This window comes from Acidovorax sp. LjRoot194 (assembly GCF_964253015.1).
Lineage (GTDB): Bacteria > Pseudomonadota > Gammaproteobacteria > Burkholderiales > Burkholderiaceae_C > Acidovorax.
On the sequence record NZ_CAXUQB020000001.1, the window covers coordinates 3,601,220 to 3,621,988 of the forward strand.

A 20,769-nucleotide genomic window follows, 5' to 3' on the forward strand; every position below is an offset into this window, starting at 1 on the left:
CAATCGGACCCCATGTTCCTGCACATCAAAGACGTACTGGCGGCCGACGAGGTGGCCCTGTTCCGGCAAAAGCTCTGGGCGGCCGACACCCCCTGGGTGGACGGCGCCCGCAGCGCAGGCAGCCAGGCCGTGCACCAGAAGAACAACCAGCAGCTCGCCCAGGGCAGCGAGCTGTCGGCCCAGCTGCAGGGCATCGTCAAGGCCGCGCTGGCCCGCAATGCGCTTTTCTTCTCGGCCGCCCTGCCCCGGCGCATCTACAACCCGCTGTTCAACCGCTACGGCGACGGCGCCAACTTCTATGGCCGCCACGTGGACAGCGCCGTCATGCACTCCAAGGCAGACAACGCCTGGGTGCGCAGCGACCTGTCGTGCACGCTGTTCCTCACGCCGCCGGACGAATACGACGGCGGCGAACTGGTCGCCACCGAAGCCTGGGGCGACAAGCGCATCAAGCTGCCGGCCGGCGACATGATCCTGTACCCCAGCAGCACCGTGCACCAGGTGTCGCCGGTCACCCGCGGCCACCGCATCAGCAGCTTCTTCTGGGTCGAGAGCATGGTGCGCGGGCTGGAGCAGCGCCAGCTCTTGTTCGATATGGACATGGCCCTGCTGCGCCTGCGCCAGAGCGTGGGCGAGACCGACCCGTCGGTCATCGCCCTGTCGGGCACGTACCACAACCTGCTGCGCATGTGGGCCGACGTGTGACAGGCGCCTGGCAGACCCGCTACAGCCGCAGGCCTGGCCCCAGGTCTGGCTCCAGGTCTTGCCCCACATCCAGCCCCCGGCGGCCATGCCAACCAATTTGCTCATTTATTGATAGCACCTCGCGCTTGCTGAATGCGCGGCAGGTGCTTTTTTCATTGCCATGACCCACGTCCCAGCACGCCAACAGCTCCCTCCCGGCCTCGCCAGCCTGGCCGACCATGAGCAGCAGGCCCGGCAACAACTGGACGACAACGCCTGGGCCTACTTCAGCGGCGGCGCGGCCGACGAGATCAGCCTGCGCAGCAACCGCAGCGCGTGGGACGCACTGCCCCTGTGGCCGCGCGTGCTGCGTCCGCTGGCTGGCGGGCACACCCGCGTTGAGCTGCTGGGCCGCACGCTGGCGCACCCCATCCTGCTGGCACCCGTGGCCTTTCAGCGCCTGGCCCACGCCGACGGCGAAGTGGCGATGGCCTATGCGGCCGCGGCACTGGGCGCCGGCGTGGTGCTGAGCACCCAGGCCAGCATGCCGCTGGAGGCCATCGCCCAGGCGGTGCTGCCCGACCCCGGCCGCGGCCCGCTGTGGTTTCAGCTGTACCTGCAGCCGGACCGCGGCTTCACCCGCGCCCTGGTCCAGCGCGCCGAGGCCGCGGGGTACGAAGCCCTGGTGCTCACGGTGGACGCGCCCACGAGCGGCGCCCGCGACCGGGAGCGCCGGGCGGGCTTTCGCCTGCCGCCGGGCATCGCGCCCGTCAACCTGGCGGGCATGCAGGCGCCGCCCGCCCCCGCCCTCGGTGCCGACCAGAGCGCGCTGTTCGACGGACTGCTGCACCACGCCCCCACCTGGGACGACGTGGCGTGGCTGCAGTCCATCACCCGCCTGCCCGTGCTGCTCAAAGGCGTGCTGCACCCTGCCGATGCGCGCCAGGCCGTGGCGGCCGGCGTTGCGGGCGTCATCGTGTCCAACCACGGCGGCCGCACACTGGACACCGCCCCGGCCACGGCCACCGCCCTGCCGCGCGTGGTGCAGGCCGTGGGCGGCGCCGTGCCGGTGCTGGTCGATGGCGGGATCCGGCGCGGCACCGACGTGCTCAAGGCGATGGCGCTGGGGGCGTCCGCCGTGCTGGTGGGGCGCCCGGCCGTCTGGGGGCTGGCCAACGCAGGGGCCACCGGCGTCGCCCACGTGCTTCGGCTGCTGCGCGACGAGCTGGAGATCGCCATGGCCCTGACCGGTTGCGCCACGCTGGCGGACGCCACGCCAGCCTTGCTGACGGCAGACAGCCCCGATTGACGCGCCTTTGCGCCGGTTTCTCCCTCTTGGCAGAAATGGTTTATTGCAAATGCGATAGATTCTTATTTATAATAGCGACACCTTCAACAGCCAGCCACACTGCCTGCCGCCATGATCGTCTGTGTTTGCCGCCGGATATCGGACCGTGAGATCGCCCGCCACGCACGTGCCGGAATGAGCTTTGACGAGATCCAGTTCGAGCTGGGCGTCGCCACCCAATGCGGGTGCTGCGAAAGCTGCGCCCGCGACGTGGTCGCGCAGTGCAGTGCATCGAACCCGGTGGCCGCACTGCACAACGATGCAGCGCCGCAAACGATCCAGCTTGCCAGCTCCATTTTGGAAAGCAAGTCATGGAACTCCTCTCAACGCTCGCTGGCAGCCTGATCCTCGTCGCAGGCTCGGCCTGGTGGATCTTTCGCAAATAACTAAGGTGTTTTAGGGCTCTAGCGCTTGGTACACAAGCGCTAGCAGCTATCATTTTTATGTCTCACCCTGATCGTTTTGCTCCTCCCGGGGGTGTCAGCCGCAACACCGTGATCGTGGGCTCCGTCATTGCCCTGCACATTGCAGGCATCTGGGCCCTGCAATCGGGCCTGCTGCGCCGCGCGGCCGAAGTCATCGTGCCGGCAGAACTGCTGAGCGAATTCATCGCGCCGCCCGCCCCGCCCAAGGTCACGCCACCGCCGCCACCTGCCCCGCCACCACCGCCACGCCCGGCCCCCAAGGTCGCACCGCGCCCGGCGCCCATGCCCGTGGCCATCCCGGACCCCACTCCGGCGCCCAACGCGCCTGTCGGCATCACCACGCCACAGCCACCCGCCCCGCCCATCGAGGCCCCAGTAGCACCCCCGGCGCCGCCCGCCCCACCAGCGCCACCGGCCCCGCCCAAGATCGAGCTGCCGTCGAGCGACGCGGCCTACCTGAACAACCCCAAGCCCAGCTACCCCGCCATCAGCAAGCGCATGGGCGAGCAGGGCAAGGTCGTGCTGCGCGTGCTCATCGGCACGGACGGGCTGCCGCAGAAGGTCGAAGTCAACAAGTCCAGCGGATTCGAACGCCTGGACAAGCAGGCGCAGGAAGCCGTCATGCGCTGGCGCTTCGTGCCCGGCAAGCGCAACGGTGTGGTCGAGACCATGTGGAACCTGGTCCCTGTCAACTTCGTCCTCGAATAAATCAGTCAATCATTCAGTCAATCAACGCTTTAGATCAGCTTCAGGGAGTTTTTTCATGGAATCGCAATTCGGCATCGCCAACGTATGGATCCAGGGTGACTTCGTCACCCGCGCGGTCGCCATCATCCTGCTGGCCATGTCGCTGGCCTCGTGGATCGTCATCTTCATCAAGGCCCTGGACATCATCAAGTTCAAGAAGCACACCCGCGCCGCGCAGGACTTCTGGCACAGCGAAGACTTCGCCGCCGGCCTGACCAAGCTGGGCAGCGACAACACCAACCCCTTCCGCCATCTGGCCCTGGAAGGCCGCGAAGCCACCGCCCACCACCGCAACACCAAGGCCCACCTGCACGACAGCCTGGACGTGAGCGACTGGGTCACGCGTTGCCTGCGCAACTGTATCGACGAGTTCACCGCACGCCTGCAGTCGGGCCTGGCCATCCTGGCGTCGGTCGGCTCCACCGCCCCGTTCATCGGCCTGTTCGGCACCGTCTGGGGCATCTACCACGCACTGGTGGCCATCGGCACGTCGGGCCAGTCCACCATCGACAAGGTGGCCGGCCCCATCGGCGAAGCACTGATCATGACGGCCCTGGGCCTGGCCGTGGCCATCCCCGCCGTGCTGGGCTACAACGCCCTGGTGCGCGGCAACAAGTCCATCCTGGGCGGCCTCAACAGCTTTGCCCACGACCTGCACGCCTACTTCGTGACCGGTGCCCGCGTGAACGCCGGCGGCGAACAGGCCAAGGTCCTGCCCCTCAAGAAAGGCGCGTAAGCCATGGCCTTCGGAACCCAAGACGATGCCGATGACGTGATGAACGAGATCAACATGACGCCCCTGGTGGACGTCATGCTGGTGCTGCTCATCATCTTCATCATCACCGTGCCGGTGATGAAGCACTCGGTCAACGTGGACCTGCCCCGCGCCACCAACCAGCCCGAGGACGTCAAGCCCGAAACCGTGCGCCTGTCGGTGTCGGCCGACGGCAAGTACTTCTGGAACGAAACGCAGGTCACGGAAGAAGAACTCTTCCCCCGCCTGCAGGCCGAAGCCGCCAAGCAGCCCCAGCCCGACCTGCACATCCGCGGCGACAAGGAAGTGCGCTACGAACGCGTGGCCCAGGCCATGGCGGCGGCACAGCGGGCGGGCGTGCGCAAGATCGGGTTTGTGACGGACCCTGCGCCTTGATGCGGAGGCTGCGAGTCAGCCTCTCTTACCCTCCCCTGCCACCCGGCCCGCCAGCTGCACGCTTTGCTTGCAGAGGGCGCGCCGGGTGTGTTTTTGGGGCTTCGCTTTTGCTTTTGGCTTTCTTCGATGGGGGCTCATCCGCTACAGACTCCAAGCATCCATTGCTCAGCCACGCAGAAAAACCAAACAGATGACCCTATTCAGCATTGCTTTGGAGGAGCTTTCCGGGATGCCGTCGTCTCTTTTGCTGGATTCGGCTATTGATACGATGACGGCCCCCGGCAAGAAGCAGGCATAGCGAATGGAGGTCGATAAAAATGGTGACCCAGGATTTACCGTCTTCGTGGGCAATCACTTCCGGCCATCTGATTGCAAGCAAAAACTACCTTCCGTCTCCACTCCCCAGCGGAGCAGTGGAAATTCTTCGTCAGATGGATGAGTTCCTAAGTCACAACGAACTCGGCTTGGCGCTTCATGAAGCAGAGTCCCTTGGCGAACTCTGTCATTCGCCTCCGGTTTTTTGGGCGGAACTGCGGCTAGCGGCGGAAAACATGGGGTTGAGCTAGGAATCGTCGCGGTTTGCTGCTCGCCTGTAGTCAGGCCTACACCACCCAGCCAGGGAACATGCGCTCCGGGCCCGGAACGACCCCTCGAAGTCCGCGATCGCTCGCAGTTACGGCTGCTCCTCAAACGACGCCGTGCCTTCCGGCAACCCCAACCAGTCATGTCGCCTACATGTCCAGATCTGCCGCTGCGGCGAGCCGAGCTCGTGCCGTTGTTCGATCGTGCCGATCCGCAGTGAATAAGTGGCGGGATCGCTCACAGCGCAAGCATAGAGCGAGCTGCCGCACACCTCGCAGAACGCCAGAGCGCGCTGGTTGCCGCTGGCGGCAGTCTTGATGTAGGTGCGGGGCGTGCCCCGGGTCAGCCGAAAGCTGGACGCAGGAGCCGCGATGTTGGCCCGGAAGGCAGAGCCTGAGTGGCCCTGGCAATCATCGCAGTGGCAGACCGTTATGGTGCCCGGCTGCACCTCGGCCTCGTAGGCGATCGCACCGCAGTAGCACGCACCGTCAATCTTCATCATGTTCGGATCCTTGATCTGAATGACCGCTGTGGTCAGATTTTGCCCGGCGAGCAAAAGAACAAAAAGAAACACTCCAGTCGCTTGACTTGTAATTGCGAATCGTTATCATTAGCAAAAACGCAATCAAACGCACCAGGAAAAACCCATGCAAGCCACTTTGACCGCCGCTTCGATCCTGCGCCCCGCTTCTGCCAGCAAGGGAGTCTCGCACGCCGACGGGCAAGCAAGCCAACGCACCGAACTGACCGCAGCTGCGGTCGACAGCAGCTCCCTGCTGCAGGGCCAGAAGGCCGTCGCCATCAGCCACAACGGGTCCGTGTACCGCCTGCAGGCCACCAAGCTCGGCAAGCTGATCCTGACCAAATAAGGCGGCAGTTACAGCCATCACCAACACCCGCCGCAGCCCGCGCCTGACCGGTCTTTGCACCTATAGCGCCGCCAGCGGTACCCAGTTTCATCGTGGGGCGACTCCCGGGCTTTCAACAAGCTCGCAAGGGTCGTTTTTGCCAGCCAACGGGTTCACCCCCGCGTAGCCAGGCTTTTTTTGTACCCCAGGGTTCTTCGCTCGCAACAAAAAAACCGGCCTTGAGCCGGTTTTTTTGTGGGCGACGACAGCGTCACCCGGTAGATTCAAATAAATTTGCCCTCCAGCGCTTAATAGGCAAGCGCCAGAAGCTATCTATTTGATAGCAATCTCAAAGACCTAGTGCAGCGATGCCGGCACGCGCGACCTGCGCGTCCTCGGTGGACTTCACGCCGCTCACGCCTACCGCGCCCAAGCACTGGCCGTCCTTGAGGATCGGCACGCCACCTTCGAGCAGGCCGTCGATGCCGGGCGCGCTCAGGAAAGCGGTGCGGCCGCCGTTGACGATGTCCTCGTACACCTTGCTCTCGCGGCGGCCCATAGCGGCCGTGCGGGCCTTGGAGGGGGCGATGTGCGAGGACACGGCCGCGGCACCGTCCAGACGCTGCAGCCACAGCAGGTGGCCGCCATCATCCACGATGGCGATGGTCACGGCCCACTTGTTCTTCAGGGCTTCGGCTTCGGCAGCGGCGGCAATGGCCTTGACGTCGGCGAGTTCGAGTTCGTGCTTGGTCTTCATGGATGTGTCCGGATGGAGGAAAAGAAAGAGTCGAAGAAAGGTCGCCCGGACGAACCGCAGGGGCCCGCCGAAGCAGAGAACCATCAAGCATAGCGGCATCGCCAGGGCCGCTCACCCCTATGCAGGGTGAAAGTACCCTTACCAAAAGTAGGTAAGCGGGTGCGGTCATTGCAAGGCCAAAAACCGTCTCCACCTAGAATTTGCAATGTCTGCGCTGTGCAGGCCAACAAGGAGAGACACAAGATGAATGACCATGTCACCACCCTGGGCCACTCTGCGGGCTATGGCATCTCGCAGGAAGACCGCCACCGGGTTCTTCGCAATACCTACTGGTTGCTCGCGCTGAGCATGATCCCCACAGTGCTGGGCGCCTGGGTCGGCGTGGCCACCGGCATCACCCAGTCGCTGCGCGGCGGCGTGGGCCTGATCGTGTTCCTGGGCGGCGCGTTCGCCTTCATGTTCGCGATCGAAAAGACCAAGCGCTCTGCAGCCGGCGTGCCCGTGCTGCTGGCCTTCACGTTCTTCATGGGTCTGATGCTGTCGCGCCTGATCGGCATGGTGCTGGGCTTCAAGAACGGTACCGACCTCATCATGACCGCCTTTGCGGGCACCGCCGGCGTGTTCTTCGTGATGGCCAGCCTGGCCAGCGTGATCAAGCGCGACCTGTCGGGCATGGGCAAGTGGCTGTTCGTGGGCGCCATGGTGCTCATGGTGGGCGGCATCATCAACGTGTTCGTCGGCTCCAGCGTGGGCATGATGGCGATCTCGATGGCGGCCATCGGCATCTTCAGCGCCTACATGCTGTACGACATCAAGCAGATCCTGGACGGCGGCGAGACCAACTACATCAGCGCCACCCTGGCCCTGTACCTGGACGTGTTCAACGTGTTCCAGAGTTTGCTGGCCCTACTGGGCATCATGGGCGGAGAAAAGGAATAAGCCCCCCTGAGCGGATGCGCCGCTTCCCCCAAGGGGGACGCACCCGGTGGCCCGGCGAAGCCGGTTCCACGGGTGCTCTGGCCTGGTGCCGCGCCAGTTTCTACGGCCGCTTCACAGCGTGCGCCACAAGGCTCCTTCAGGGGCCTTTTTGTTTTTGTTGAGCCCGGACCAAGGTCAAGCCTCAATAGCGGCGCAGTCCTGCCGATAATGCAAGTACATGTATCGCAATCTGCCCTCCACCCCGCTGCGGCTGCTGGCCGTCGCCGCCCTTGCGCTGCTGCTGACTGGCTGCGACAAGATCCCTGGCCTGGGCCCTGATCCGCGCGTGGCGCAGCGCGATGCCGAGGCCAAGGCCATCGGCGGCGCCTGCCGCCATGCCCTGCGCGGCCTGGAGGATTGCTACACGCTCAACCCCAAGGCCGCCAAGGCATCCGTCTTTGCCGGCTGGAAGGACATGGACGCCTACATGCGCGAGAACAAGATCGAAGGCGCGCCGTCGGTGCTGGGCGAGGTGAAGAAGCCCGAGCGCAAGGGCAGTGCCGACATCGAGACCGAGACGCGGGACCCCGCAGCCAGCCGAAGCCGCAGCTGAGCCGCTCGCAGATGAAGGCTCCTTTCAGGAGCCATTTCATAACAAGACTTGAAGACGCCATGGCGGCAACGCCACTAGGGCGTCCATCGGGGCTCCAATCGCGGGCGATCAAGCCCGCTCGAACACCGCCATGCTCTCGACGTGCGCCGTGTGCGGGAACATGTTGACCATGCCCGCGGCCGTGCACTTGTAACCGGCCCTGTGCACCAGCAGGCCCGCATCCCGTGCCAGCGTGGCGGGGTTGCAGCTGACATACACAATGCGCTGCGGCGGGGTCCAGTTCTCGGCCCCGGGCGGCAGCGGGCCTGCGCCCTCGGCACCGATGCGGGACTGCTCCAGGTCCGCCAGCGCGGTGGCCAGCGCAAAGGCACCCTCGCGCGGTGGGTCCACCAACCACTTCTCGGCCGAGCCGTCGGCCACCAGCATTGCGGGCGTCATCTCGAACAGATTGCGCGCTACAAAATCAGTAGCTGCCAGCGCTTTACTGCCGCGCGGCAGAGCCTGATTCAATGCATAGTTTTCGCGCGAACGGGCGACCAGCGCCTCGCTGCCCTCGATGCCCAGCACTTCACGCGCCTGCGTGGCCAGAGGCAGCGTGAAGTTGCCCAGGCCGCAGAACCAGTCGATGACGCGCTCGTGCGGCTGCACGTCGAGCAGGCGCAGGGCCCGGCTGACCAGCACCCGGTTGATGTGCGGGTTGACCTGCGTGAAGTCGGTGGGCTTGAAAGGCATCGTGATGCCGAAATCCGGCAGCGCGTACGACAGCTGCTCGCCGCCCTCGTCCAGCAGTTTCACGGTGTCCGGGCCCTTGGGCTGCAGCCACCATTGCACGCCGTGCTCGGCCGTGAAGGCACGCAGGCGGGCGATGTCGTCAGCACTCAGGGGCTCCAGGTGCCGCAGCACCAGGGCGGTGACGGTGTCGCCGCAGGCCAGCTCGATCTGCGGCAAGGTGTCGCGCGCGTCCATGCCGGCGATCAGCGCACGCAACGGCATCAGCATCGCATCCACATGGGGCGGCAGGATCTTGCAGGTCTGCATGTCTGCCACGTAACGGCTCTTGCGTTCATGAAAGCCCACCAACACGGTGCCCTTCTTGATCACATGGCGCACCGACAGGCGGGCGCGGTAGCGGTAGCCCCAGGCGGGCCCCTCGATGGGCCGCATCACGGTTTCTGGCTTGACCTTGCCCAGGTGCCAGAGGTTGTCTTCCAGCACCCGCTGCTTGACGGCCACCTGCGCCCCCACGTGCAGGTGCTGCATCTTGCAGCCGCCGCACGCACCGGCGTGCAGGCCAAAATGCGGGCAGCCAGGGCGCACACGCTGCGACGATTCACGGTGGATCGCCGTCAGGCTGGCCTGTTCCCAGTTGTTCTTTTTGCGGTGGGTGTTGGCGGTGACCAGCTCGAATGGCAGGGCACCGTCGATGAAGATGACCTTGCCGTCGGGCTTGCGGGCCACGCCCTGGGCATCCAGGTCCATGGACCGCACCTCCAGCCAACCTTCGGGCAGGTCGGAGGCTTCTTGCGCGCAGGGTTCAAACGAGGGGGATAGTTCTTTCGGTTCGCTCATCCCCCGATTGTCTCAGGCCCGGGACTGCGCCTGTCCGGGCCTGGACGGGAAAAGTTCAGCTGCGGTCGGCGCGCGCTGCGCGCATGCCAGGGCCCGAGGCGCCGCGCATCGACGCAGAGGCCAGCGGCAGCTTGTTGACGGTGAGATCGCAGTTGTGATTGTCCGGTGTGAACACCAGTGTCGAGTTGGGTGCCACCGCCGGCAAGGTCTCGTGGATCTGGCGGGACAAATCGATCGGCGGCTCTGGCGCGCGGTACACGATGTCCTTGTCGGGGCCGTACACCACATAGCACGACGCCATGGCCGACTGGCTGAAGAATGCAGCCACCAGGGCTGCTGCAGCGTATGGAACGACCTTCATGTTTCTTCTCCTGAGTCAGACGTAGTTACAAGAGATTATGCGGGCTTTGCCCCGCCCAGCCAACGCCGCTGTCGCGTGAAAGCCGCTGCGGGCCAACGGCGCGGCTGTGGTGACGCGGCGCTTCACGACAGATGGAGAAAGAGGTGGTTGGTGTGCTTGACCTCTTCCATCACGGCGTAGGTGCGCGTCTCGCGCACGCCGGGCAATTGCCACAGTACGGCGCCGGCAAACACCCGATAGGCATTCATGTCGGCCGACCGGGTCTTGAGCAGGTAGTCAAAGCCCCCTGCCACCATGTGGCACTCCATGATCTCGGGGTGCACCTGCACCGCCGCCTTGAACTGATCAAACACGTTGGGCGTGGTGCGGTCGAGCAGCACCTCCACAAACACCAGCATGCCGGCACCCAGCCTGAGCGGGTTCAGCCGCGCCTCATAACCCAGGATGAATCCGTCGCGCGTGAGCCGCTGCACGCGCGCCAGGACCGCGGTGGGCGACAAGGCCACGGCCTCCGCCAGCTTGAGGTTGGCAATGCGCCCATCTTCCTGCAGGATTGACAAAATTCTGCGGTCGATACGGTCCAGATCGGTGTCGTTGGTCATTGGCTCTAGTGATTCATTCGCTCGATGGACCAATTTTCGACCATTTATTCATCGCGACTCCAGAGATGATCCGTTTCAGGGGGTCTGACAGCCGTCGGGCCCGAACATTTCTCTTCGAGAACCCGCCATGACAACGACCGCCGCCGCCTTTGCAGACTTCGCCCCGCGCACCCCGCTGGCCAACCCGCTGCGCGCCGCCATCACCGCCGCCTGCCGCCGGCCCGAGCCCGAGGCCCTGGCACCGCTGCTGGCACAGGCCCGCGTGCCGCAGGACTTGGCCGCGGCATCGCAACAACTGGCGCTGCGCATTGCCGGCGCCCTGCGCCAGCGCAAGGCCGCCAGCGGCCGCGCGGGCATCGTGCAGGGGCTGCTGCAGGAGTTCTCGCTCTCGTCCCAGGAGGGCGTGGCCCTGATGTGCCTGGCCGAGGCGCTGCTGCGCATCCCGGATGCGGCCACGCGCGACGCGCTCATCCGCGACAAGATCAGCAATGGCCAGTGGGAGCCCCACCTGGGCAAGAGCCCCTCGCTCTTCGTCAACGCCGCCACCTGGGGCCTGCTCATCACCGGCAAACTGGTGGCCACGCACAGCGAAGGCAGCCTGGGCGCATCGCTGGGCCGGCTCATCGGCCGGGGCGGCGAGCCCCTGATCCGCAAGGGCGTGGACATGGCCATGCGCATGATGGGCGAGCAGTTCGTCACCGGAGAGACCATTGCCGAGGCCCTTTCCAACGCGCGCCGCATGGAGGCCGAAGGCTTCCGCTACTCCTACGACATGCTGGGCGAGGCGGCCCTGACCACGGCCGACGCCGAGCGCTACTACGCCTCGTACGAGCAGGCCATCCACGCCATCGGCAAGGCATCGGCCGGGCGGGGCATTTATGAGGGCCCGGGCATCTCGATCAAGCTGTCGGCCCTGCACCCGCGCTACAGCCGCGCGCAGTTCGCCCGCGTGATGGACGAACTCTACCCGCTGGTGCTGCGCCTGACGGAGCTAGCCAAGCGCTACGACATCGGCATCAACATCGACGCCGAAGAGGCCGACCGGCTGGAAATCTCGCTCGACCTGCTGGAGCGCCTGTGCCACGAGCCCAGCCTGGCGGGCTGGAACGGCATCGGCTTCGTGATCCAGGCCTACCAGAAGCGCTGCCCGTATGTGATCGATTTCGTCATCGACCTGGCGCGCCGCTCCCGCCGCCGCCTCATGGTGCGCCTGGTCAAGGGCGCCTATTGGGACAGCGAGATCAAGCGCGCCCAGATCGACGGCCTGGCCGACTACCCGGTCTACACCCGCAAGGTGCACACCGACATCTCCTACGTGGCCTGTGCACGCAAGCTGCTGGCCGCGCCCGAGGCCGTGTACCCGCAGTTCGCCACGCACAACGCCGAGACCCTGGCCACCATCTACCACCTGGCGGGCAGCAACTACTACGCAGGGCAGTACGAGTTTCAGTGCCTGCACGGCATGGGCGAGCCGCTGTACGAGCAGGTGGTGGGCGGCGTCAGCGCGGGCAAGCTCGGCCGAGAAACAGGAAAGGCCGGCCTGGGCCGGCCGTGCCGCATCTACGCCCCCGTCGGCACGCACGAGACGCTGCTGGCCTACCTGGTGCGCCGCTTGCTCGAGAACGGTGCCAATACCTCCTTCGTGAATCGCATCGCCGACGAGACCATCGCCCTGGCCGAACTGGTGCGCAGCCCCGTGCAGGTGGTGGACGAAGCCGCCGCTCGTGAGGGCACGGCCGCCCTGCCCCACCCGCGCATTCCGCTACCAGCGGCGCTGTACGGCAACGGCCGCACCAACTCGCAAGGGCTCGACATCGCCAGCGACGCCACGCTGGCGCAGCTCGCCGCCACGCTGCAGGCCAGCGCGCAGCACGATTGGAAGGCCGGCCCGCTGCTCGCTACCGATGCGCCCACCGGCCCGACCATCCCCGTGCGCAACCCCGCCGACCTGCGCGACCTGGTCGGCCAGGTGCAGGAGGCCACGGCCGACGACGTAGACCAGGCCCTGAAGAACGCGCAGCACGCGGCATCCGCCTGGGCCGCCACCGCCCCTGCCGAACGCGCCGCCACCCTGCAGCGCGCCGCCGACCTGCTCGAAGCGCGCCTGCAGCCGCTGATGGGCCTGCTGATGCGCGAGGCCGGCAAGAGCGCCAGCAACGCCATCGCCGAGGTGCGCGAGGCCGTGGACTTTCTCCGCTACTACGCGGCCCAGGTCGACAGCACCTTCGACAACACCACGCACATACCCCTGGGCCCGGTGGCCTGCATCAGCCCCTGGAACTTTCCGCTGGCCATCTTCATGGGCCAGGTGGCCGCGGCGCTGGCCGCGGGCAACCCGGTGCTGGCCAAGCCGGCCGAGCAGACGCCGCTGATCGCGGTCGAGGCCGTGCGCTTGCTGTGGCAGGCCGGCGTGCCGCGCGGCGCGGTGCAGCTGCTGCCCGGCCAGGGCGAGACCGTGGGCGCGGGCTTGATCGGCGACGACCGTGTCATGGGCGTGATGTTCACCGGCTCCACCGAAGTCGCACGCATCCTGCAACGCACCATCGCCGGCAGACTCGATGCCGCCGGCCGCCCCATCCCGCTGATCGCCGAGACGGGTGGTCAGAACGCGATGATCGTGGACTCCTCTGCCCTGGTGGAACAGGTGGTGGCCGACGCTGTGTCTTCGGCCTTTGACAGCGCCGGCCAGCGCTGCTCCGCCCTGCGCGTGCTGTGCGTGCAAGATGACGCCGCCGACCGCGTGGTCGAGATGCTCAAGGGCGCTATGGGCGAGCTGCGCCTGGGCAATCCCGCAGCGCTGGCGGTAGACGTCGGTCCGGTGATCGACGCCGAGGCCCAGGCGGGCATCCACAAGCACATCGATGCCCTGAAGGCCAAGGGCCTCTCCGTGTACCAGCACTGCCGCAGCGATGAAGCCGAGGCCGCGCAGGGCACCTTTGTGCCGCCCACGCTCATCGAGCTGAACAGCATCAGCGAGCTGAAGCGCGAAGTCTTCGGCCCCGTGCTGCACCTGGTGCGCTATGCGCGCCAGGACCTGGACCAGCTGCTCGACCAGATCAACGCCACCGGCTACGGCCTGACCCAGGGCGTTCACACCCGCATCGACGAGACCATCGCCCGCGTGGTGGACCGCGCGCACGCCGGCAACGTGTACGTCAACCGCAACATGGTGGGTGCCGTGGTGGGCGTGCAGCCCTTCGGCGGCGAAGGCCTGTCGGGCACAGGCCCCAAGGCTGGCGGCCCGCTGTACCTGCTGCGCCTGCTGGCCGAGCGCCCGGCCAACGCACTGGCGCAGACCTTCGCCGCCGCCGACCGCACCACCCCGCCCGACACCACCAGCCGGGACAAGTTGCTCACCCCACTGCATGCGCTGGAGCGCTGGGCCCAAACGCAGGGCCACAGCGCGCTCGCCGCCACCTGCCGCCGCTTTGCCGCCGAGACCCAGAGCGGCACGGCGCGCACGCTGCCCGGGCCCACTGGCGAACGCAACGTCTACAGCCTGCTGCCACGTGCCACCGTGCTGTGCATCGCCACCACGCAGGATGAACTGCTGACCCAGCTGGCCGCCGTGCTGGCCAGCGGCGGCGAGGCCGTGTGGAGCGATGCCCACACCGCCCTTCGCACTACACTGCCCGCCGAGGTGCAGGCGCGCATCACCACCGCCGGCAACGCCCTGGCTGACGGCAGCATCGACCTGGCCGCCGTGTTGCACCATGGCAGCCCCGAATCACTGCGCAGCCTCTGTGAGCAAATCGCACGCCGCCCCGGCCCCATCGTTGCCGTCACGGCCCTGCAACCCGGCAGCACCGAGGTGCCGCTGGAACGCCTGGTGATCGAGCGCGCGCTGAGCGTGAACACGGCAGCGGCAGGCGGCAATGCCAGCCTGATGACCATCGGCTGACGGCTGCGGACCTACCTGGCCTTGCCTGCCGGCTTGGCGGCGCCGAAGCCCAGCTTTTCCATGGCCTCGTGCGTCTCCAGCAGCATGGCCGACACCTCGGCCACCGTCACGCGCAGGCCGGTGGCACGCTCGCGCATGTGCTCGTAGGCCTGGGCTTCGGTCATGCGCTGGTAATCGACCAGCACGCGGATGGCCTTCTCGATCTGACGGCGCGACTTGATGGTGGATTCGAGCTTCTCGATCTTGCCCTGCTGGCGCTGCTGGAAGCCCTGCGAGGCCCGCGCCAGCACCAGGGTACTGAGGATGCCCGAGGAGCGAAACGGCTTGGTGATGACACCATGCGCCTTGGTGTCGAGCAGCAGCTTGAGCGTGGTCGGGCTTTCATAGTCCGACAGGGCGACGAAGGCGGAGTCCACGGCGCTGGCGTTCCAGGCGCTGCTGCCCTCCAGGTCCTGCGAGACCTGGAAAAAAATCACGTCCACGCCCGTGGGCGGCTCAGGCGGGAACGGCCAGACCACCTTCAGGCGGCAGCCGATGCGCTGCAGTTGCTGCACCACCACGTCGCGGTCTTCCCCCGGCGGGTAGACCACGGTGACGCTGATGCTGCGCAGGTCTTCATAGAGACGGCGTAGGCTGGAGCTCATCGACTTACCTCAGCCAGAATTCAGAGAAACCAAAAGTAGACAGGTACGGGTCGGGCCGTACTGGCTCCGACGCCTCCCAGGCGATGTCGAACTGACCATCCGCGCGGCAGATGCCGATGCGCGGTGTGAGCGCGCAGTGGTTGTTCTCGGCATCCACCGTCACGCGCCCTTCGGGCGAGTCGAAGGACACGGCGCGCGCCGCCTCCACCAGCTTGCGCCGGTCCATGCTGCCTGCGCGCTGCAGGGCCCGCGCGAACAGGTGCACCTGGGTATAGGCCATCTCGGACCAGGTACTGGTGGGCCGGTCGCCGAAGCGCTTGCGCCACAGCGCCACGAAGCGCTGGTTGCTCTCGTTCTGCACCGAGCCGAAGTACGTGGCCGAGGTGATGTGCCCCTCGCACAGCGCCGGGCCGATGAGGCGGATCTCCTCCTCGGCCATGGACAGGCTGGCGATCGGCATGGTCTTGGGATCCAGACCGAAGTCGCGGTACAGCTGGTAGAACAGCCGCGCCGACTGGCCCACCAGCGTGGAGAACACCACGTCGGGCTGCTGGGCCTTGATGTCCGCGAGCACTTCCTTGAGTTCGGACGGGCCGGCCTCGATGGGCAGGTAGACCTCTTCGAGAATCTCGCCGCCATGCTGCTCGACCATGTCGCGCATGATGCGGTTCGATTCGCGCGGGTAGATGTAATCCGCGCCGACGAGGAAGAAGCGCGTGCCCCGGTTCTGCATCAGGTAGGCGGCCAGCTGCACGCTGTTCTGGTTGGGCACGGCACCGGTGTAGATCACGTTGGGCGAGTACTCGAAGCCTTCGTAGAACGAGCAGTACCACAGCAGAGCGTTGTTGCGCTCGATCACCGGCAGCACCGCCTTGCGGCTCGACGAACGCGAGCAGCCGAAGACCACATTGACCTCATCCTCCAGCAGCAGCCGCGTGGCGAGCTTGCGGTACTCGGCAATGTCGCCATTGGGGTCGTAGACCACAGGGATCAGCGGCCGATCGAGCACGCCGCCGAGCTGGTTGATCTCCTCGATGGCCAGGGCCGTACCGAAGAAGTGCTCCGACTCGGTGACGCCCGTGGGCCCCGAGCGGGAAAACAGCACGCCAACGCGCCAGCCGTCATCGGGCTGCTGCATGGAGGGATCATCGGACATGGCATTCCTTCATTGGTCGAACATGCTTTGCAACTGGTGCGGCGTCCTCGCGCCCTGCAGCAACAGCATCAGCAAGATGCGCGCCTTGTGCGGGCTCAGATTGTCGGCGAACACGGCGCCCGCCGCCTGCAGCGTGCGCCCACCGCCGTCGAATCCGTAGGCCGGCTGTACGCGCCCGTTGGGCACGCGGGTGGAGATGACCACGGCCACACCACGCGCGATAGCTTCTTCAATGGCTGCGAACATGTCCACGTTCACATTGCCGAAGCCCAGCGCCTGCACCACGATGCCCCGCGCACCCAGCGCCACTGCGGCGTGCACCAGGTCGCCGCTGGCGCCTGCGAACATGGGCACGATCTCCACCCGCGGCAGATCCCCCGCGCGCAGCGGCACATGCTGGCGGCGCGTGGGCTGGCGCGAGAAGACCACCCGATCCTCGTCGACCACGCCCAGCAGGCCGAAGTCGCCGGACTTGAAGGCCTCCACGTCGGCGGTGTGGGTCTTGGTGGCCTCGCGGGCGGCGTTGATCTGGTTGTTCATCGCCACCAGCACGCCCCGGCGGCGCGCCTGGCTGGCCACGCAGATGCGCGCCGCGTTGAGCAGGTTGCGCGGACCGTCGAAATCGGGCACCGAGGCATTGCGCTGCGCGCCCACCAGCACCACGGGCTTGTCGCTGGCCAGGGTCAGGTCCAGGAACCAGGCCGTCTCCTCCAGCGTGTCGGTCCCGTGGGAGATGATGACGCCGGTGATCTCCGGCCGTGACAGCGCCTCGTGCACCGCATGCCACAGCTGCACCCAGCGCCCCGGGTCCATGTGGTCGGAGGGGATGTTGAACAACTCGCGCACCTCCAGCCGCGCCACGCGCGACATGGAGGGCACGGCCGCCAGCAAGTCCTCGCCCGACAGCGCAGGCACGGCCCCGCCCCGCTCGGGGTCGAGCTTCATGGCGATGGTGCCGCCGGTGGCGATTAGCTGGCACAGCGGCAGGGGTAACGGCACCGGTGGCGGCGCCGACAGCGAATGGTCCATGGTGCGCATCTCAGACCCTCAGGTGGCTGAAAACCGCCTCGACAGCTCCATCGGCCTTGGCCAGGCCCTCGTCGACTAGCTCGCCCTGCTTCAGGACCACGTAGCGATCAGCCACCTTGAGCGCGAAGGGCACGTTCTGCTCCACGATCAGCAGCGTTGTGCCGTGCTGCTCGCGCTCCTGCAGCAGCGCATTGGCCAGCCGGTCGATCACCGAGGGCTGCAGGCCTTCGGTGATTTCGTCGAGCAGGATGACCGAGGGCCGCACCATCAGCGCCCGCGCCAGCAGCAGCATCTTCTGCTCGCCGCCCGAGAGCGTGCCGGCGTACTGCGCCAGGCGGCTGCCGAACACCGGAAAAAGCGGCTCCACCGCCGCAAAGCGCTCGTCGAACAGCGACTCCCGCGCCAGGCCCAGGCGCAGGTTGTCGCGGATGCTCAGGTCGGCAAACAGCGGCTGCTCCTGCGAGGCATAGGCAACCCCCTGGCGCGCGATGCGGTGCGGCGGCAGGCGGGTGATGTTCTCGCCATGCAGGTGGATGGCGCCGGCCTTCTTGGCCAGGTAGCCCATTACCGTCTTGAGCAGGGTGCTCTTGCCCATGCCGTTCTTGCCGAGCAGGGCCACGGCTTCGCCCCTGCGGATGTCCAGGCTCAGGCCGCGCAGCACTACGGACGCGCGGTAGCCGCTGGTGATGCCGTCGAGCACCAGAGCCGAGGGAGATGCGATGGCGTTCATGCGGCCTCCTTCATGGCATGCGTGCTACCCGAGTAGATGGTCTTGACCAGGGGCGAGTTGACCACCTCCTGGAAGCTGCCCTGCATGGCGATGGCGCCCTGGTGCAGCACCACGATGCGCGTGGAGACGATTTCCACGAAATCGAGGTCATGCTCCACCAGCAGGCAGCACAGCCCATAGCGGTGCGCCAGCGACGACAGCACCTCGCCGATCTGCGTGCGCTCCGTCTTGGTCAGCCCGGCCGTGGGCTCGTCGAGCAGCACCACGCGCGGCTCCAGCGCCAGCACCATGGCCAGCTCCAGCGCCTGCTGCTCGCCGTGCGAAAGGTCGCGCGCCACGCTGGCCAGCTTGCCCTCCAGCGCCGTGGCCCGCACCACATGCAGCGCATAGGGCGGCAGGCGCAGCACCGTGTCCTGGTGCAGCAGCGAGGGGCGCTCCAGCCGCGTGCCGGCGATGCGCAGGCATTCGGCCACGGTCAGCGACTCGAAGATGTTGGCGTTCTGGAACTTGCGGCCCAGGCCCAGGCGCACGCAGGCCTCAGGCGGTAGCTGGCGAATGTCGCTGCCGCACAGCGCCACGGTGCCGCCGCTGCGCTCGGCGCCGTCGCTCATGCAGCGCATCAGCGTGGTCTTGCCGGCGCCGTTGGGCCCGATCAGCCCCACCAGCTCGCCTGGGCGGGCCTCGAAATCGATGCCCTGCAGCACGTTGAGGGAGCCAAAATGCTTGGTCACGCCCTGCAGGCGGATGGCCACCGCATCGGTCGCTTGGCCGTCGGTGCTGCCGCGCCGCTCCTGCAGCTGCGGCATTCGCCTGGCACCCTGCAACACGCCGAAGGGCTTGAGCAGCAGCGGAATCAGCCCCTGCGGAAACAGCACGATGACCACCACGAACGCCCCGCCCAGAATCAGTTGCCAGGCAAAGGGCATGCTGCTGCTCAGGTAGGCCGTGGCCACGTTGATCAGCACGCCACCGGCCAGCGGCCCCCACAGCGTGCCGCGCCCGCCCAGGGCCACCCAGATGATGAGCTCGGTGCCCAGCGCAAAGCCCGTGAGCTCTGGCGCCACCACGCCGCTGAACGCGCCGTAGCCAAAGCCTGCTATACCGGCCATCACACCCATGGCCGTAAGCAGCGCGATCTTCACCCGAGAGGTGTCGATGCCCAGGTAGGTGCAGCGCACCTCGTTGTCGCGGATGGCCGCGAGCACGCGGCCCGCATCGCTGCGCACCAGCACCCAGCCGATGGCGCCGGCCACGGCCAGCATGGCGCCGGCCACCCAGTACCAGGCCTCGAGCGACCAGTCGAAACTCGGATAGCCCGTGAGCCCCGAACTCGACCCCGTGAAGCTGCCGCCCGACAGCAGCAACTGCGTGAGCACGATGGGCAGCACCAGCGAGATCACCGTCGCAAAGAACGGCGAAGCCCCGCGGTAGAACGAGAGCCAGCCCACCAGGCCGGCCACCGCCGCGCTGGCCAGCACCGTGGCACCGACGGCCAGCAGCACGGTGAAGGTGCTGAACCCGACGTGGGTGAACACCAGCCCGGCGGCATAGGCGCCGATGCCGAAGAAGGCCGACTGGCCGAAGGTGAGGTAGCCGGTGTAGCCCCAGAGGATGTCCACCGTGATCGCCGCGATGGCGAAGAAGAAGGCCTTGATCAGGATGTTCAGCAGGTAAGTGTCGAACACCCAGGGCCCGGCCACGAGCAGCGCCACACCGATGGAACCGAGCACCAGAAGGCTGTTGAAGGGACGCGCCCGTACCACCGGGTCAGCGGGTTCGGCGGGCATGACGGGCGGCAATGCCGCATTGGAATGGGTGGTGGTATCAGCCACGGGCAAACCCCTTGGGACGGATGCGCAGCGTGACTGCGGCGAGGACGGCGATGGTCAGCCCGCCGAGGACGGGGCTGGCGTAGGTGCTGACCAGCACCTGGGCCGCGCCGAACACGACGCAGGTCACCAGCAGGCTGGCCATGGAGTGGCCCGAGACCATGACCAGCATGAAGGCGCTGACCAGCCAGGGCAGGCCCATGTTGGGGTCGACGCTGGACAGCGGCGTGATCATGGCGCCGGCCAGCGTGCCCAGGCCCGCGCCCAGGCTGAAGGTGATGAAACGCACGCGACCCGAATGGATGCCCAGGCTGCTGGCAAGGTCCTCGTTCATGATCACGGCGCGGGTGCGCACGCCAAAGCGCGTGCCGTTGAGCAGCCCCGTGAGCGCCAGGCACAGCACGATGGCCACCGGCACCAGCACCAGGCGGTAGGCCGAATAGTCGATCCCCGCGACCTGCCAGGTACCCGACAGCGGCGCACCGACGAACTGCACCTCGCGCCCGAATCCCATCACGATGAGCTGGCCGATGACGATACCGAGCCCCCAGGTGGCCAGGATGGCGTCGAGAGGCCGCTTATACAGCGGGCGCACGATGAGCCCTTCCACCAGCATTCCCACGGCAATGCCGACCACGATAGCCAGCGGCCAGGCCAGCCACGGGTCCATCTGCAGCCGGGTGACCACGTAGCTCGCATAGCCGCCCAGCGTGAGCAGGGCACCATGCGCAAAATTGACGATCTTCATCACCCCGAAAACCATCATCAGCCCCGCCGTGACGACGAACAGCATCGCCGCCGTGGTGAGCAGATCCAGCAAGAGAACCATGGTGTGCTCCTAGGAATGGGAGGGAATCGGGCCGCGCAGGGACAACG

At 66.7% G+C, this 20,769-nt stretch carries 21 protein-coding genes; 10 read left to right on the forward strand and 11 right to left on the reverse strand.

What is annotated here, in order from left to right; all coding sequences use genetic code 11:
• Positions 1 to 12 precede the first annotated feature (12 nt).
• From ACSQ3N_RS16290 to ACSQ3N_RS16315, 6 genes are all read left to right on the forward strand, one after another.
• On the forward strand, positions 13 to 705 hold the full coding sequence (locus ACSQ3N_RS16290; protein ID WP_436146825.1) for a Fe2+-dependent dioxygenase: 693 nt from the start codon (positions 13 to 15) through the stop codon (positions 703 to 705).
• A 160-nt stretch (positions 706 to 865) separates the two neighbouring features.
• A complete protein-coding gene (locus tag ACSQ3N_RS16295; RefSeq protein ID WP_436146826.1) occupies positions 866 to 1,993 on the forward strand; it encodes an alpha-hydroxy acid oxidase in 1,128 nt (375 codons plus the stop codon).
• Between the two features lie 111 nt (positions 1,994 to 2,104).
• Positions 2,105 to 2,377, forward strand: coding sequence for a (2Fe-2S)-binding protein (locus ACSQ3N_RS16300; RefSeq protein WP_436146827.1), 273 nt, complete (start codon positions 2,105 to 2,107; stop codon positions 2,375 to 2,377).
• A gap of 98 nt (positions 2,378 to 2,475) precedes the next feature.
• Positions 2,476 to 3,165: an energy transducer TonB gene (locus ACSQ3N_RS16305; protein ID WP_436146828.1), complete on the forward strand. Its 690-nt coding sequence runs from the start codon at positions 2,476 to 2,478 to the stop codon at positions 3,163 to 3,165.
• A 55-nt stretch (positions 3,166 to 3,220) separates the two neighbouring features.
• A complete protein-coding gene (locus tag ACSQ3N_RS16310; RefSeq protein WP_056171955.1) occupies positions 3,221 to 3,940 on the forward strand; it encodes a MotA/TolQ/ExbB proton channel family protein in 720 nt (239 codons plus the stop codon).
• A 3-nt stretch (positions 3,941 to 3,943) separates the two neighbouring features.
• Positions 3,944 to 4,354, forward strand: a complete 411-nt coding sequence (locus ACSQ3N_RS16315) for an ExbD/TolR family protein (protein WP_056171957.1) — start codon at positions 3,944 to 3,946, stop codon at positions 4,352 to 4,354.
• A 673-nt stretch (positions 4,355 to 5,027) separates the two neighbouring features.
• On the opposite strand, the gene ACSQ3N_RS16320 is transcribed toward ACSQ3N_RS16315, so the two are convergent.
• Positions 5,028 to 5,510, reverse strand: a complete 483-nt coding sequence (locus tag ACSQ3N_RS16320; protein ID WP_436146829.1) for a GFA family protein — start codon at positions 5,508 to 5,510, stop codon at positions 5,028 to 5,030.
• A 73-nt stretch (positions 5,511 to 5,583) separates the two neighbouring features.
• On the opposite strand from ACSQ3N_RS16320, the gene hemP reads away from it, so the two are divergent.
• Positions 5,584 to 5,805, forward strand: a complete 222-nt coding sequence (gene hemP, locus ACSQ3N_RS16325) for a hemin uptake protein HemP (protein WP_056171959.1) — start codon at positions 5,584 to 5,586, stop codon at positions 5,803 to 5,805.
• Between the two features lie 328 nt (positions 5,806 to 6,133).
• On the opposite strand, the gene ACSQ3N_RS16330 is transcribed toward hemP, so the two are convergent.
• Entirely contained in the window at positions 6,134 to 6,541 is a 408-nt protein-coding gene (locus ACSQ3N_RS16330) for a GlcG/HbpS family heme-binding protein (protein WP_436146830.1), read from the reverse strand.
• 243 nt (positions 6,542 to 6,784) lie between these two features.
• Here ACSQ3N_RS16330 and ACSQ3N_RS16335 point away from each other — a divergent pair, with 243 nt between their 5' ends.
• Both ACSQ3N_RS16335 and ACSQ3N_RS16340 read left to right on the forward strand, forming a co-directional pair.
• Entirely contained in the window at positions 6,785 to 7,480 is a 696-nt protein-coding gene (locus ACSQ3N_RS16335) for a Bax inhibitor-1/YccA family protein (RefSeq protein WP_056172257.1), read from the forward strand.
• 217 nt (positions 7,481 to 7,697) lie between these two features.
• Positions 7,698 to 8,072 carry a hypothetical protein gene (locus ACSQ3N_RS16340; protein ID WP_056171962.1) on the forward strand — a complete coding sequence of 125 codons (375 nt, stop codon included), beginning with the start codon at positions 7,698 to 7,700 and terminating at the stop codon, positions 8,070 to 8,072.
• 108 nt (positions 8,073 to 8,180) lie between these two features.
• On the opposite strand, the gene rlmD is transcribed toward ACSQ3N_RS16340, so the two are convergent.
• The 3 genes from rlmD to ACSQ3N_RS16355 form a co-directional block, all read right to left on the reverse strand.
• On the reverse strand, positions 8,181 to 9,641 hold the full coding sequence (gene rlmD, locus ACSQ3N_RS16345) for a 23S rRNA (uracil(1939)-C(5))-methyltransferase RlmD (protein WP_436146831.1): 1,461 nt from the start codon (positions 9,639 to 9,641) through the stop codon (positions 8,181 to 8,183).
• A gap of 55 nt (positions 9,642 to 9,696) precedes the next feature.
• Positions 9,697 to 10,002 carry a hypothetical protein gene (locus tag ACSQ3N_RS16350; protein ID WP_436146832.1) on the reverse strand — a complete coding sequence of 102 codons (306 nt, stop codon included), beginning with the start codon at positions 10,000 to 10,002 and terminating at the stop codon, positions 9,697 to 9,699.
• A 122-nt stretch (positions 10,003 to 10,124) separates the two neighbouring features.
• Positions 10,125 to 10,604: an Lrp/AsnC ligand binding domain-containing protein gene (locus tag ACSQ3N_RS16355; protein ID WP_056171968.1), complete on the reverse strand. Its 480-nt coding sequence runs from the start codon at positions 10,602 to 10,604 to the stop codon at positions 10,125 to 10,127.
• A 127-nt stretch (positions 10,605 to 10,731) separates the two neighbouring features.
• Here ACSQ3N_RS16355 and putA point away from each other — a divergent pair, with 127 nt between their 5' ends.
• Entirely contained in the window at positions 10,732 to 14,505 is a 3,774-nt protein-coding gene (gene putA / locus ACSQ3N_RS16360) for a trifunctional transcriptional regulator/proline dehydrogenase/L-glutamate gamma-semialdehyde dehydrogenase (protein ID WP_436146833.1), read from the forward strand.
• 11 nt (positions 14,506 to 14,516) lie between these two features.
• On the opposite strand, the gene ACSQ3N_RS16365 is transcribed toward putA, so the two are convergent.
• From ACSQ3N_RS16365 to ACSQ3N_RS16390, 6 genes are read right to left on the reverse strand one after another with little or no spacing between them, the layout of a single operon-like run.
• Positions 14,517 to 15,149: an ANTAR domain-containing response regulator gene (locus ACSQ3N_RS16365; protein ID WP_200926952.1), complete on the reverse strand. Its 633-nt coding sequence runs from the start codon at positions 15,147 to 15,149 to the stop codon at positions 14,517 to 14,519.
• A gap of 4 nt (positions 15,150 to 15,153) precedes the next feature.
• Entirely contained in the window at positions 15,154 to 16,305 is a 1,152-nt protein-coding gene (locus tag ACSQ3N_RS16370) for a transporter substrate-binding domain-containing protein (protein ID WP_056171972.1), read from the reverse strand.
• Positions 16,306 to 16,314: 9 nt separating this feature from the next.
• Positions 16,315 to 17,343 (reverse strand): asparaginase, encoded by a 1,029-nt coding sequence (locus ACSQ3N_RS16375; protein ID WP_156372177.1) that lies wholly within the window; start codon positions 17,341 to 17,343, stop codon positions 16,315 to 16,317.
• Position 17,344: 1 nt separating this feature from the next.
• Complete coding sequence (locus ACSQ3N_RS16380) at positions 17,345 to 18,064, reverse strand: branched-chain amino acid ABC transporter ATP-binding protein (protein WP_056171974.1); 720 nt, start codon at positions 18,062 to 18,064, stop codon at positions 17,345 to 17,347.
• Complete coding sequence (locus ACSQ3N_RS16385; protein WP_436147963.1) at positions 18,061 to 19,851, reverse strand: ABC transporter permease subunit; 1,791 nt, start codon at positions 19,849 to 19,851, stop codon at positions 18,061 to 18,063. The genes ACSQ3N_RS16380 and ACSQ3N_RS16385 overlap by 4 nt, the downstream gene beginning before the upstream one ends.
• Before the next feature lie 37 nt (positions 19,852 to 19,888).
• Positions 19,889 to 20,722: a branched-chain amino acid ABC transporter permease gene (locus ACSQ3N_RS16390; protein WP_056171978.1), complete on the reverse strand. Its 834-nt coding sequence runs from the start codon at positions 20,720 to 20,722 to the stop codon at positions 19,889 to 19,891.
• Between the last annotated feature and the right edge of the window lie 47 nt (positions 20,723 to 20,769).